The organism is Mycobacterium sp. NAZ190054, assembly GCF_001545925.1.
Taxonomy (GTDB): domain Bacteria; phylum Actinomycetota; class Actinomycetes; order Mycobacteriales; family Mycobacteriaceae; genus Mycobacterium.
In genome coordinates this window covers 1-12,405 of the sequence record NZ_LMVQ01000095.1, presented here as the reverse complement: position 1 = coordinate 12,405, position 12,405 = coordinate 1, and the positions used below count along the sequence as shown (strand labels likewise).

Genomic DNA, 12,405 nt, shown 5'->3' with positions numbered 1-12,405 from the left:
CGGCGGTGGCCTCCGGACGCGACGAGCAGGCGCGGCGGCTGGCCGAGGGCTGGAACCGCGCCGACGGCCTGTTCGGGGCGCTCGACGCACGGAGGTTGCCCACCGCATGACGATGAAGATCCTGCTGGTGTCGTGGGAGTACCCGCCGGTGGTGATCGGCGGACTCGGGCGCCACGTGCACCATCTGGCCACCGAGCTCGTGTCGGCCGGCCACGAGGTCGTGGTGCTCAGCCGGCGCCCCACCGGCACCGACCCGCACACGCACCCGACCACCGACGAGGTCCACGAGGGCGTGCGGGTGATCGCGGCCGCCGAGGATCCGCACGAGTTCACCTTCGGCACCGACATGATGGCCTGGACGCTGGCGATGGGCCATGCCATGATCCGCGCCGGCCTGGTGTTGACCGACTGGCGGCCCGACATCGTCCACGCGCATGACTGGCTGGTCGCCCATCCCGCCGTGGCGCTCGCCCAATTCTTCGATGTGCCATTGGTTTCGACGATCCATGCCACCGAAGCGGGTCGGCACTCCGGCTGGGTCTCGGGGGTGGTCAGCCGGCAGGTGCACGCGTTGGAGTCGTGGCTGGTGCACGACTCGGACTCGCTGATCGCCTGTTCGGCGTCGATGCGCGAAGAGATCACCGCACTGTTCGGTCCCGAACTCTCGGAGATCTCGGTCATCCCGAACGGTATCGACACCGACGGTTGGCCGTTCGCGGGCCGGCGACCCCACCCCGGACCCGCCGAGTTGTTGTACTTCGGCCGCCTCGAATACGAGAAGGGCGTGCACGACGCGATCGCCGCGCTGCCGCGGATCCGCCGCACCCATCCCGGCACCACATTGACGATCGCCGGCGACGGCACCCAGTTGAACTTCCTGACCGAGCAGGCCCGCAGACACAAGGTGCTCAAGGCAACGAACTTTGTTGGGCGCGTAGATCATTCAGAGCTCCTGCAGCTGCTGCACCGAGCCGACGCCGCCGTGCTGCCGTCGCATTACGAGCCGTTCGGGATCGTGGCGCTCGAAGCCGCCGCGACCGGCACCCCGCTGGTGACCTCCACCGCCGGCGGACTCGGCGAGGCGGTCATCGACGGCGTGACGGGTTTGTCCTATCCGTCCGGCGACGTGGCGGCGCTGGCCACGGCCGTGCGCCGACTGCTCGACGATCCGGCGGCGGCCCAGCAGCGGGCGGTCGCCGCGCGGGAACGTCTCACCTCGGATTTCGCGTGGCGGACCGTGGCGGCCGAGACGGCGCAGGTCTACCTGGCCGCCAAGCGCGCCGAGCGCAGGCCCCAGCCCCGGCAGCCGATCGTGGAACGGCCGCTGCCCGACCGTTGACCGTGGACGGTTCGGTCAGCGGGCGGCTTTCTTGCGTTCGATGTCGGCAAGCGCCGCGGCCAGTTCGGCACGTTCGGACGCCGACGTCTCCCACGACAGCTTGCGGTTCTTGACGACCTTCGCCGGAGCGCCCACCGCGATCGAGTAATCCGCGATCTCACCCTTGACCACCGCGTGGGCGCCCAGCACGCAGCCGCGACCGATGCTGGTGCCGCGCAGCACCGTGACCTTGGCCGCGACCCAGGTGTCCGGCCCGATCCGCACCGGACTCTTGGCGATGCCCTGGTCCTTGATCGGCAGCTCGATGCTGTCCATCTTGTGGTCGAAATCGCAGATGTAGCACCAGTCGGCCATCAGCACGGAATCACCGAGTTCGATGTCGAGGTAGGTGTTGATCACGTTGTCACGCCCGAGCACCACCTTGTCGCCGATGCGCAGCGAACCCTCGTGGCAGCGGATGGTGTTCTTGTCGCCGATGTGCACCCAGCGCCCGATCTCCATCTGGGCCAGCTCCGGGGTGGCCTGGATCTCCACGTCCTTGCCGAGGAAGACCATGCCCCGCGTGATCACATGCGGGTTGGCCAGTTTGAACTTCAGCAGCCGCCAGTACCGCACCAGATACCAGGGGGTGTAGGCGCGGTTGGCGAGGACCCACTTCAGCGAGGCGAGGGTGAGGAAATCGGCCTGGCGAGGGTCCCGCAGACGCGATCCCCGCCAGCGCTTGTGCAGCGGCGCTCCCCACATCGTTGTCATGGCCGGACAGCCTACGCGCCCGCGCGGATGACATTCCCGGGTCGCTCCGCTGCCGCGGCCCGAAAGGGTCAACGGTTACCCTCACCTGGGCTCGACGTACATCGCAATCAGAAGGGATCCCGTGCTCCGGCGAATCATCGCTCTGGCCTCGACGGCGCTGGTCGCAGGTGTGCTGGCCGGGTGCGGCAATACCGATTCCTGGGTGCTCGCGCGTGCTGCCACCGGATGGTCGGCGCAGTACGCCGACGCCGCCAACAGCAGCTCCTCCCCCGTCACCGGCGCCGACACGCTGCGGCTGGACTGGATGCGATCCGTCAAAGGTGAACTCGGCGCGCAGGTGTCGCTGGGGTCGGGCAACTACCTGGCGGTCAACGGTCAGACCGAGGCGGGTTGCTCGCTGATGGTCTGGGAGACCGACAACCGGGGCAGGCAGCGCTGGTGCAGCCGGCTGGTGCAGGGCGGCGGCTTCGCCAGTCCGTTGTTCGACGGGTTCGACAACCTCTACATCGGCCAGCCGGGCACCATCCTGTCCTTCCCGACCACCCAGTGGATCCGCTGGCGTCAGCCGGTGATCGGGATGCCGCTGACGGCCCGGATGCTGAACCCGGGACGTCTGCTGGTGGTCACCCACCTGGGTCAGGTGCTGGTGTTCGACGCCCATCGCGGCACGGTGACCGGCACGTCGCTGGATCTCGTGGCCGGGGTGGATCCGACCGACTCCGAACGCGGCCTGGACGACTGCCGGTTGGGCGGGCCGCGATGCCCGGTCGCCGCCGCGCCCGCCTATTCCGAGACCACCGGCATGGTGGTACTGACACTGTGGGAGCCCGACGCCGACCGGCCGGTGCTGGTCGGCCTGCGGTACCAGCCCGACCAAACACCTCAGCTCACCCGCGAGTGGACCAGCGACGCCGTCGGCGGTGGTCCCCTGGCCAGCCCGGTGTTGTCGGCGGACGGGTCGACGGTGTACGTGAACGGCCGCGACGAGCGGCTGTGGGCGATCAACGTCGAGGACGGCAGCGAGAAGTGGTCGGTGCCGCTGGATTACCTGGCCCAGACCCCACCGTCGGTGACCTCCGGCGGGCTCGTCATCGCCGGGGGCGGGCCGGGGTCACGCCTGACCGCGGTGCGCGACACCGCGCAAGAGGGCGAGGTGCTCTGGACCCGGGACGACACCGCCCCGTTGACCACGTCGAGCCTGGCCGGCGTCGGCTACACGATCGTGCGCGACGGCGAGGACGGCCCTGACGAGCGGGCCGGGCTGGCGCTGCGGGTGTTCGGCCTCGGCGACGGCGCGGTCATCGGCACCCATCCGCTGCCGCACGCGACCGGATGGCCGGTCGGGGTGTCGGTCGGCCATGACCGCCGGGTCGTGACCGCGACCAGTGCCGGGCAGGTCTACGGGTTCGGTCCGGCCTGATCGGGGCGCAAGGCGCTAACACGGCCGTCACAGTCTCGAAATACCGATCTTGCGGAGACGTGCGAGCATGCACACTCAGTTGAAACCGGGCGTGCCACGATCAAAGGGGATATGAGTGTCGGAGTTCCTGAGTGCCGTCAATGACCTGGTCTGGCACGAGACGCTGGTCTACCTGTGCCTGGCCGCGGGGGTCTACTTCTCGATCAGATCCCGCTTCGTGCAGGTGCGGCAGATTCCCGAGATGATCCGGCTCATGCTCAGGGGTGAGAAATCCCCCGCCGGGGTCTCGAGTTTCCAGGCGCTGACGATGTCACTGGCCGGGCGGGTGGGCACCGGCAACATCGCCGGGGTGGCCACCGCCATCGCGTTCGGCGGGCCCGGCGCGCTGTTCTGGATGTGGACGGTGGCCTTCCTCGGCGCGTCGACGTCGTTCGTGGAATGCACCCTGGGCCAGATCTACAAGGATCGCGACAAACTCACCGGTGAGTACCGCGGTGGGCCGGCGTACTACTTCAGCACCGCACTGTCCCACACCGCGGCGGCCGGCGCGATGAAGGTGTACGGCTTCCTCTTCGCGGCGGTCACCTTGCTCGCCATGGGTCTGCTGTTGCCCGGCGTGCAGTCCAACTCGATGGCGTCGGCGATGAACTCCGCGTGGGGTTGGTCGAAATGGTGGGTGGCGGTCGGCATCGTGATCGTGCTGGCCTTCGTCATCATCGGCGGCGTGAAGCGGATCGCGACGTTCGCGTCGATCGTGGTGCCGTTCATGGCCGTCGCCTACATCGTGCTGGCGCTGATCGTCGTGTTGATCAACGCGGCCGAGATCCCGGCGATCATCGGGCTGATCTTCTCCAGCGCGTTCGGTATCGACTCGGCGTTCGGCGCGATCATCGGTCTGGCGGTGATGTGGGGCGTCAAACGCGGCATCTACTCGAACGAGGCGGGTCAGGGCACCGGTCCGCACGCCGCGGCGGCCGCCGAGGTGTCACATCCCGCCAAGCAGGGCCTCGTGCAGGCGTTCGCGGTCTACATCGACACGTTGTTCGTGTGTTCGGCCACCGGCTTCCTGATCCTGTCCACCGGGGCCTACCGGGTGTTCGAGGGCGAGAGCGCCGACGGCGCGGTGATCCGCGAGGGCGGCACCATCCTGCCGGCCGACGCCGAGGTCGGCCCCGCCTTCGCCCAGACGGGCTTCGACACGCTGTGGAGCGGGGCGGGCTCCAGCTTCATCGCGGTCTCGCTGGCGTTCTTCTGCATCACCACGATCATCGCCTACTACTACATGGCCGAGACGAACCTGCGCTTCCTGCTGGGCAAGGCCGCCACCATCGATGTCCCGTTCATCCGGGGCACCGTCGGCTCCAACGCCACGATGCTGCTGCAGGCACTGGTCCTGGTCTCGGTCACCATCGGCGCCGTCTCGACCGCGTCCGAGGCGTGGACACTCGGCGACATCGGCGTCGGCCTGATGGCGTGGCTGAACATCATCGGCATCCTGATCCTGCAGCAGCCCGCCTACAAGGCGCTGTGGGATTACGAGCGGCAGAAGAAACAGGGGCTGGATCCGGTCTTCGATCCGTTCGCCCTCGACATCAAGAACGCCACCTTCTGGGAGAACTACGATCCCACCGGCGAGAAGACCAAGCAGCCGACGACTACTGGGTGATCGTCGGTTGCAGCGCCAGCATCGGCGCGACGGCGGTCCGCGGGATGGTGGCCTGTAACGCGCCGCCGGCACCGGGCATGATCTCGCCCTGCCCGAAGTAGAAGATCAGCGAGTCGTCGGTCACCGCGAATTCCTGGTATTTGGCCGGATCCAGCCCGTCGTCCGCCGAGATCGGCGCATCCACGCCGAGTTGCCGGGAGATGTCGGACTGCACGATCGGGAAGATCACGTCGAGCGGCTTGGTGTCCGGCTTGAACAGCGTGTCGAAGCTGAGCGGGGCCTTCTTCGCCACGTCCCAGTTGAACGCCTTGAACCAGGTCTGCGGGTGTGCGCCGCCGACGTTCTCGTAGACCTCGAACACCACACTGCGGGTGCCGCCGTCGTCGGGCCCGGTCCGGTACCCGGTTCCCCGGGCGTCCAGAACGTAGGGCAGGTTCCACGAACCCGGCATCTCCGAGACGTTGATGAATCCGTCGCGGGTCTGGGTCAGGTAGTCGGTCAGCGCCTGCTGGTCCGGATAGTCGGTCGGAAATGCGTAATCCAGCCGGTACCGGGAGTTCTCGGCGTGCACGTGACAGGTCTGATCGGCATCGACGGTGCCGCCCAGATCTGCACAGGCCGACTGGGCCGCGGCGGTGGGTGCGGCCAGCAGGCCCACCGAGACACCGGCAGCCGTCAAAGCAGCGGCGAAGATGCGCATCGTCGGACGTCCTCGTGATCGGCGCCTGGTGGGCTCGGCGCGGTGGCGGATCAAGTACGGCCAGGGTACGTGAGCTTTCACCGTGACGGACGACATATGAATGCCGTTGCCCTGCTTGCCGCCCCGGAGCCCAGCCGGGTTATGACCACCGTCACGTGGGCCGACCCCCGTAGCCGGAGCCGGGCGCGCAGCGCGTCGGGGTCGACGTCGACGCCGCGGACCAGGATCTCGACGGCCCCGGCATCGTGGCCCGAAAGCGCCTGCCGCAGGTGCCGTTCGCCGAACGCCACCTGTTCGAGGACCTCGAAGCCGCGCACGCCGTCGGGTAACCGGTCACCGGACAGGTACGCGATGTCGGGATCGAGCTGCCACAGCCCGTGCCGGGCGGCGTAGTGGCGCACCAGCCCGGAGCGCACCACCGCGCCGTCGGGGTCGACGATCCATCGCCCCGCCGGGGCGACCCCGCACTCCCCCGGATCGGCGTCGGTGAGCTGCTCGCCGGTGTCGAGCACCGTCGCGCGCCGGCGCACACCGCCGGACAGCCCGCGCGACCACAGGCATGCCTCACGCACGCTTCCCCCCAGCGAGGTCACCTCGATCTCGCCGTCGAAGCCCAATTCCTCGACCACCGCGAAATCGATTCCCGGGGCGCACTTCACGACGTGATCGCGGTCGCGCAACACGTCGAGCAGTTCGTCCAGCGGCGGCAGATAGCTGCGCGGATCGAACCTCCGCCGGGCGCCGCTGCGACGGGCCGGGTCGACGACGACGACCGCGTTCGCGGTGACGGGCGCCAGCGCGTCGGCCCGGCACAGCGGCACGGCAGCGCCCAGGTTGTGCCGGGCCATCGCCAGGCGCACCGGGTCGATGTCGCTGCCCAGCACGAAGCCGGCCGAATCCCGCAGTGCCGCAAGCTCGGCACCGATTGAGCAGGTTGCGTCGTGTACCGTCGCCCCGGCCAGCCGACGGGCCCGGTGCTTCGCCACCGGCGCGGCGGTGGCCTGCTGCAAGGCGTCGTCGGTGAACAACCACTCGGACGCGTCGGGGAACTTCGCCGCAGCTCTGCGGCGCAGCTTGACGGTCTCCACCAGCACCGCCGTCCGGTCGCCGAAACGTGTTCTGGCAGAAGCAATGTCAGACACCAGTGAGGCGTCGGTCAACGGCAACCGGGACACCTCGGCCAGCGCCTGCCTGCCCGCGTCGCCGCGTAGGTAGGCCACATCGCCGAGGCCGAACTCTACGACGGTTTGACCCCGGTGACCATGACGTTGTAGAACCAGGCCTTCGGCACCACGCGGCGCCAGAGGTTGGCGTCCACCCACGACAGCGTCGTCCAGCTGCCGAAGGCGAATTTCGCCCAGCCCCAACCCAATCGGCCGGGCGGCACGGCGGCCTCGAAGGTGCGCACCGGCCAGCCCAACATCGCGGCGGTGAATTCCTCACTGGCCGTACGGACTTCGACCGCACCGGCGTTGGCGGCCATCCGCTCCAGATCGGCGGGTTCAAAGGTGTGCAGATCGACGACCGCCTCCAGCGCCGCGGCCCGCGACGACTCGTCGAGTTCGGCCTGCGGCCGCCGCCACCCGGCCAGCATCGGCAGCTTGGTCACATTGGTGGCGATATGCCAGGTCAGCGTCGACAGCTCGCGCGCGTACCGGTTGCCGACCGTCGTGGGCTCCCCGGCGAAGACGAACCGTCCCCCCGGCTTGAGCACCCGCACCACCTCGCGCAGCGACAGCTCGACGTCGGGGATGTGGTGCAGCACGGCGTGCCCGACCACCAGATCGAAGGTGTTGTCCTCGTAGGGAATGCCCTCGGCGTCGGCGACTCGGCCGTCGACGTCCAGCCCCAGCGACTGACCGTTGCGGGTGGCGACCTTGACCATCCCCGGCGACAGGTCGGTCACCGAACCGCGCCGCGCCACCCCGGCCTGGATCAGGTTGAGCAGAAAGAACCCGGTCCCGCAGCCCAACTCCAACGCCCGGTCGTAGGGCAGTTCGCGCTGCACCTCCTCGGGCACCGCGGCGTCGAAGCGGCCGCGGGCGTAGTCGACGCAGCGCTGGTCGTAGGAAATCGACCACTTCTCGTCGTAGGTCTCGGCCTCCCAGTCGTGGTAGAGCACCTGGGCCAGTTTGGTGTCGTGCATCGCCGCTTCGACCTGCTCCTTGGTCGCGCGCGGCTGCGGCGCCGGATCGGCGACATCGGGGTAGGCGCCGGGTTCCTTCGTTTCCGTCATGCAGGGCAGCCTAACGTCCGTCAGCGGCCACGCTCTCATTGCGGGTAAAGGAGCCCTTCGCGGCCGCCAGCACCTCGGCCGGATAGTCGGTGAACCGGCTCGCCCAGGCCAGCGCCGCGTCGTAGACGGTGTCGGGCGCCACCATCTCATCGATCAATCCCAGCTGCAGCGCCTCGCGGGCGTCGACGAACCGGCCGCTGAACACCAGGTCCCGGGCCTTGCTCTGGCCGATCGCGCGGGCCAGCCGCGCGGCACCGGTGGGCGCCCTGCCGGCCAGGATCTCGGTGGCGCCGAACTTCGCGTTGTCCCCGCTGATGCGCCAGTCGGCGGCCAGCGCCAGCGTCAGTCCGGCCCCGAGCGCATACCCGGTGATCGCCGCGACGGTCGGCTTCGGCAGGTTCGCCAACGCGTCCACCGCGTCGGCGGACACCCGTTCCGCGGTGGCGGTCTCGGCGGCGGTCAACGTGTTCAACTCGGGCATGTCCGCACCGGCGGAGAAGATCTCGTGGCCGCCGAACACGATGACCGCCGACACGTCGTCGCGGGCGCCGAGTTCGGTGGCCGCGTCGGCGAGCTCGCGGCACACCTGCCGGGTCAGCGCGTTGGTCGGTGGCCGGGACACCAGCAGCGTCGCGATCCGCGGCCCATCGCCGGGGGGCAGGACCGCGCTGACGAACTCCGTCACGCGAGCGGCGCCCCGTCGGTGTATCCCTGAGGAGCCCGCCGGTTGCGCGCCTGGTTGTACCGCTCGCTGTTGAAGAACTCGATCTCCCAGTTGCCACCCTGCTGGGCGGCCAGCGACGGCTCGATGGCGACGATCTTGCGCTCGACCGCGAGCACCTCGGCGACGGTGCGGCCGTTCAGCGCGTCGAGCTGTGTCCAGGTCGGCGGCAGCAGGAAGCTGCGTCCCTCGGCGAAGTCGTCGAGCGCGGCCTGCGGGGTGACCCAGCCGGCCTTGTCCGTCTCGGTGTTGTCGCCGTCGGCACGCTGTCCCTGCGGCAGCGCGCCCACGAAGAAGTACGTGTCGTAGCGGCGGGTGCGTTCCTCCTTGGGGGTGACCCAGTTCGCCCACGGCCGAAGCAGATCGGCGCGCAGCATCAGCTTCTCCGAGCGCAGGAACTCGCCGAACGACAACGACTTGTTCTCCAGCGCCGCGCGCTGCTCGCGATACACCGACGCGTCGTCGACCAGCAGGTCGGGGTCGTCGGCCGAGCCGGCGAACAGAACGCCCGACTCCTCGAAGGTCTCCCGCGCCGCCGCGCACACGAGCGCCTCGGCGAGTTCGGGCGCCACGCCGAAGCGGTCGGCCCACCACTGCCGGTCCGGCCCGTGCCAGGCGACGTCGGCGTTGCGGTCGCGGTCGTCGACGCCGCCTCCGGGAAAGACCATCACCCCGGCGACGAAGTCCATCGCCGAGTGCCGGCGCATCAGGAAGACCTTGATGCCGTCGGGGGTGTCCCGCACCAGCATCACCGTCGCGGCGGGCCGGGGCACCAGTGGATCGGGGTCGGTCATGCGCGTCTCCTGTGGGCGGCGCGGCTGCGGGTGCGGCGCGCGAAATAACGTCCGTCGATGTAGTCCAGCGCGATGGACTGTCCGAAGGCGGTCGAGAGATTCTCGGCGGTGAGCACGTCGGTGAGCAGACCGGAGGCCACCACGTGGCCCTCGGACAGGATCAGGCAGTGGGAGAACCCGGGCGGGATCTCCTCGACGTGATGGGTGACCAGCACCAGCGCCGGAGCGTCGGGGTCGGCGGCCAGATCGCTCATCCGGGCCACCAGTTCCTCGCGGCCGCCCAGGTCGAGGCCGGCCGCGGGCTCGTCGAGCAGCAGCAGTTCCGGGTCGGTCATCAACGACCGGGCGATCAGCACCCGTTTGCGCTCACCTTCGGACAGTGTCCCGAAGGTGCGCTCGGCGAGGTGTTCGGCGCCCACGCTCTCCAGCATGTCGACGGCCTGGACGTAGTCCATGTCGTCGTACTGCTCACGCCACCGGCCCAGCACCGCGTAACCCGCGGACACCACCAGATCGCGCACGGTCTCGTCGTCGGGCACCCGCTGGGACAGTGCGGCGCTGCTGAGCCCGACGCGGGACCGCAGTTCCGACATGTCGACGCGGCCGAGACGCTCACCGAGGACGTAGGCGGTGCCCGAGGACGGATGCTCCATCGCGGCCGCCATCCGCAGCAGTGAGGTCTTGCCCGCGCCGTTGGGGCCGATGATCACCCAGCGTTCGTCGAGTTCCACCGACCAGGTCACCGGGCCCACCAGCAGCCGTCCGTTGCGGCGCAGGGTGACCTTGGCGAAGTCGATCAGCAGGTCGGGGTCGGCTTCCGGCACCGGATCATCCACGGCATCGGAGCTGTCGTCGACTGGCACTCGACCATCGTAGTCAGCCCGAAATCACCCAGCCCTGCGCGCCGTTGACGATGACCCGATCGGCCGCCGCCGCGGTGCCCGCCACCAGTTCGGCGTTGCGCCGGTCGACCGCACCGACCCAGGCCCGCGCCGCTGCGGCACTCTTGCCGAACTCGACGTGCCGGAACACCAGCCGCGCGGTCCGGATGTGCTCGTCGGCGGCGACGAACCACACGCGGTCCATCATCTGCCGCGCGCGCAGCCACTCCGGGCGCTCCAGCAGCAGATAGTTGCCCTCGGTGACGACCAGCCGCGCCGTGGTCGGCACCACGAGCGCGGCGGCCAGCGGTTGCTCCAGCCCCCGGTCGAAACCGGGGGCATAGACGTCGGCGCCCGTCTCGTCGCGCACCCGCTTGAGCAGGTGGGCGTAGCCGGCGGCGTCGAAGGTGTCCGGCGCGCCTTTGCGGTCCAGCCGTCCGAGGCGCCGCAGTTGGTCATCGGCGAGGTGGAAGCCGTCCATCGGGACATGGGCGGCCCAGCCAGGCCCGCGCAGCCGCTCGATCCGCTCCAGCAGGAGCTCCACCAGCGTCGACTTGCCGGCTCCGGGACTGCCGGCGATCCCGAGGACCGCGCGCGGCCGGTGCTCGCCGAGCGCGACCGCCTCAGCCGCCAGCGACTCCAACAGCCCGCACATCCTTGTCATCTTCGGCGGCGCGGTGCGACGAATCCACCCCGGCCCAACCACCGGCGCCCAGCAGCCGGCGCGGTGTCAGCCGCACGAACAACTGCACCAGCGGGCCGATACCGAACGCGTAGACCACGGTTCCGACCCCGACGGTGCCGCCCAGCGACCAGCCCACGGCCAACACCGAGACCTCGATGCCGGTGCGGACCAGCCGAACCGACCGGCCGGTGCGCCGCACCAGCCCGGTCATCAGCCCGTCCCGGGGACCGGGCCCGAGCCCGGCACCGATGTAGAGCACGGTGCTGAACGCGTTGAGCACCACCGCGGCGCACAACAACGCGGCGCGCACCGGCAGCGACTCCGGAGCCGGGAGGAACCACAGCGCGACGTCGACGCTGATCGCGATGACGACCACGTTGGCGACCGTCCCGATCCCGGGCCGGTTCCGCAACGGGATCCAGGCCAGCAGCACCGCCACGCCGACGACCGCCGACGCCGTGCCGATGGTCATGCCGGTGCGCTCGGACAGCCCCTGGTGGAACACGTCCCACGGGTCCAGCCCGAGGCCGGCGCGGACCATCATCGCCATCGACACGCCGTAGCCGCACAACCCGACCATCAGCGCCGCACCTCTAAGTGCGGCGTGTCCGGCCGCGGCCACTACGCGTGGTCCGGGAAATGCATCCGGATCGCGTCGAGCTCGCTGCGCACGCGCCGGGCGTCGGAGTCGCGTTCGTCGACGGCGCTGCCCATCGACGGCAGGTAGTACAGATCGGCCAGCCGCTGGCCGAGGCGAGATAACCAGTGCGTCATGCGGTCATGATCTGGCAGCTTTGGCTTGCTTCTCAATAGCCAGTTAGGCAATACTGGCCTCAATGACTGGCGCTATGGCTATCCGATCGCTCGATGTGGACCTTTTGGCACGCGAATTGGGCAACTGGCGGACATCCAGTCGCAGCGGACCCGCCTATCACGGCCTGGCCGACGCGATCCGGCTACTGGTCATCGACGGCCGGGTTCCGGTCGGCGCCCGGCTGCCCAGTGAGCGGGCGCTGGCCGAGGCACTGCACGTGTCCCGCACGACGGTCACCGCGGCCTACGCGCAGCTGCGCGAGGACGGCTACCTCAACGCCCGCCGCGTCGCCGCCCGGTCGGCACCGTCGCGCATGAAGGGCCGCAGTATCGCCGTCAGCCGTTGGTAGTCGTCAAAGATGTTCTGGTAGATCTCGATTCGCTCAGGATCGGGTTC

The 12,405-nt window shown here is 69.5% G+C and carries 13 protein-coding genes and 1 pseudogene; 4 read left to right on the top strand and 10 right to left on the bottom strand.

Translation table 11 applies throughout. The annotated features are described in order from the left end of the window. Positions 1-112: 112 nt before the first annotated feature. Positions 113-1,339 (top strand): glycosyltransferase family 4 protein, encoded by a 1,227-nt coding sequence (locus tag ASJ79_RS08690; protein ID WP_067954307.1) that lies wholly within the window; start codon positions 113-115, stop codon positions 1,337-1,339. A gap of 15 nt (positions 1,340-1,354) precedes the next feature. Here the strand turns inward: ASJ79_RS08690 and ASJ79_RS08685 are convergent, their stop codons facing one another. Then, complete coding sequence (locus tag ASJ79_RS08685) at positions 1,355-2,092, bottom strand: acyltransferase (RefSeq protein WP_067954306.1); 738 nt, start codon at positions 2,090-2,092, stop codon at positions 1,355-1,357. A 121-nt stretch (positions 2,093-2,213) separates the two neighbouring features. On the opposite strand from ASJ79_RS08685, the gene ASJ79_RS08680 reads away from it, so the two are divergent. Both ASJ79_RS08680 and ASJ79_RS08675 read left to right on the top strand, forming a co-directional pair. Beyond that, positions 2,214-3,512 carry a PQQ-binding-like beta-propeller repeat protein gene (locus tag ASJ79_RS08680; RefSeq protein WP_067954305.1) on the top strand — a complete coding sequence of 433 codons (1,299 nt, stop codon included), beginning with the start codon at positions 2,214-2,216 and terminating at the stop codon, positions 3,510-3,512. Between the two features lie 115 nt (positions 3,513-3,627). Next, positions 3,628-5,178, top strand: coding sequence for a sodium:alanine symporter family protein (locus ASJ79_RS08675; protein ID WP_067954304.1), 1,551 nt, complete (start codon positions 3,628-3,630; stop codon positions 5,176-5,178). On the opposite strand, the gene ASJ79_RS08670 is transcribed toward ASJ79_RS08675, so the two are convergent. From ASJ79_RS08670 to ASJ79_RS32070, 9 genes are all read right to left on the bottom strand, one after another. Then, positions 5,168-5,878, bottom strand: a complete 711-nt coding sequence (locus tag ASJ79_RS08670) for an esterase (RefSeq protein WP_067954303.1) — start codon at positions 5,876-5,878, stop codon at positions 5,168-5,170. The two genes, ASJ79_RS08675 and ASJ79_RS08670, sit on opposite strands and share 11 nt — an antisense overlap. A 77-nt stretch (positions 5,879-5,955) precedes the next feature. Next, positions 5,956-7,182, bottom strand: a complete 1,227-nt coding sequence (locus ASJ79_RS08665) for a class I SAM-dependent methyltransferase (protein ID WP_197420134.1) — start codon at positions 7,180-7,182, stop codon at positions 5,956-5,958. Next, a complete protein-coding gene (locus ASJ79_RS08660) occupies positions 7,116-8,114 on the bottom strand; it encodes a class I SAM-dependent methyltransferase (protein ID WP_067954302.1) in 999 nt (332 codons plus the stop codon). Before ASJ79_RS08660 ends, ASJ79_RS08665 begins: the two co-directional genes overlap by 67 nt. Before the next feature lie 10 nt (positions 8,115-8,124). Beyond that, positions 8,125-8,799, bottom strand: coding sequence for an enoyl-CoA hydratase (locus tag ASJ79_RS08655; RefSeq protein ID WP_067954301.1), 675 nt, complete (start codon positions 8,797-8,799; stop codon positions 8,125-8,127). Continuing rightward, positions 8,796-9,629, bottom strand: a complete 834-nt coding sequence (locus ASJ79_RS08650; protein ID WP_067954300.1) for an NUDIX hydrolase — start codon at positions 9,627-9,629, stop codon at positions 8,796-8,798. The genes ASJ79_RS08655 and ASJ79_RS08650 overlap by 4 nt, the downstream gene beginning before the upstream one ends. Next, positions 9,626-10,465, bottom strand: coding sequence for an ABC transporter ATP-binding protein (locus ASJ79_RS08645; RefSeq protein ID WP_067954299.1), 840 nt, complete (start codon positions 10,463-10,465; stop codon positions 9,626-9,628). The genes ASJ79_RS08650 and ASJ79_RS08645 overlap by 4 nt, the downstream gene beginning before the upstream one ends. Before the next feature lie 40 nt (positions 10,466-10,505). Continuing rightward, on the bottom strand, positions 10,506-11,165 hold the full coding sequence (locus ASJ79_RS08640) for a nucleoside/nucleotide kinase family protein (protein WP_156448343.1): 660 nt from the start codon (positions 11,163-11,165) through the stop codon (positions 10,506-10,508). Beyond that, a complete protein-coding gene (locus tag ASJ79_RS08635; RefSeq protein WP_067954308.1) occupies positions 11,134-11,775 on the bottom strand; it encodes a YitT family protein in 642 nt (213 codons plus the stop codon). The genes ASJ79_RS08640 and ASJ79_RS08635 overlap by 32 nt, the downstream gene beginning before the upstream one ends. A gap of 41 nt (positions 11,776-11,816) precedes the next feature. Beyond that, positions 11,817-11,969, bottom strand: a complete 153-nt coding sequence (locus ASJ79_RS32070; RefSeq protein ID WP_156448342.1) for a hypothetical protein — start codon at positions 11,967-11,969, stop codon at positions 11,817-11,819. Positions 11,970-12,031: 62 nt separating this feature from the next. Here ASJ79_RS32070 and ASJ79_RS08630 point away from each other — a divergent pair. Further along, positions 12,032-12,301 (top strand): annotated as a pseudogene (locus ASJ79_RS08630) (GntR family transcriptional regulator); the annotation flags it as partial. Positions 12,302-12,405: the final 104 nt, after the last annotated feature.

Bases quoted from the DNA above. Each gene is read 5' to 3' on its own strand.
- ASJ79_RS08690 (WP_067954307.1), top strand. From the start codon at position 113: ATGAAGATCCTGCTGGTGTCGTGGGAGTACCCGCCGGTGGTGATCGGC.
- ASJ79_RS08685 (WP_067954306.1), bottom strand. From the start codon at position 2,092: ATGACAACGATGTGGGGAGCGCCGCTGCACAAGCGCTGGCGGGGATCG.
- ASJ79_RS08670 (WP_067954303.1), bottom strand. From the start codon at position 5,878: ATGCGCATCTTCGCCGCTGCTTTGACGGCTGCCGGTGTCTCGGTGGGC.
- ASJ79_RS08660 (WP_067954302.1), bottom strand. From the start codon at position 8,114: ATGACGGAAACGAAGGAACCCGGCGCCTACCCCGATGTCGCCGATCCG.
- ASJ79_RS08650 (WP_067954300.1), bottom strand. From the start codon at position 9,629: ATGACCGACCCCGATCCACTGGTGCCCCGGCCCGCCGCGACGGTGATG.
- ASJ79_RS08640 (WP_156448343.1), bottom strand. From the start codon at position 11,165: ATGTGCGGGCTGTTGGAGTCGCTGGCGGCTGAGGCGGTCGCGCTCGGC.
- ASJ79_RS08635 (WP_067954308.1), bottom strand. From the start codon at position 11,775: ATGGTCGGGTTGTGCGGCTACGGCGTGTCGATGGCGATGATGGTCCGC.
- ASJ79_RS32070 (WP_156448342.1), bottom strand. From the start codon at position 11,969: ATGACGCACTGGTTATCTCGCCTCGGCCAGCGGCTGGCCGATCTGTAC.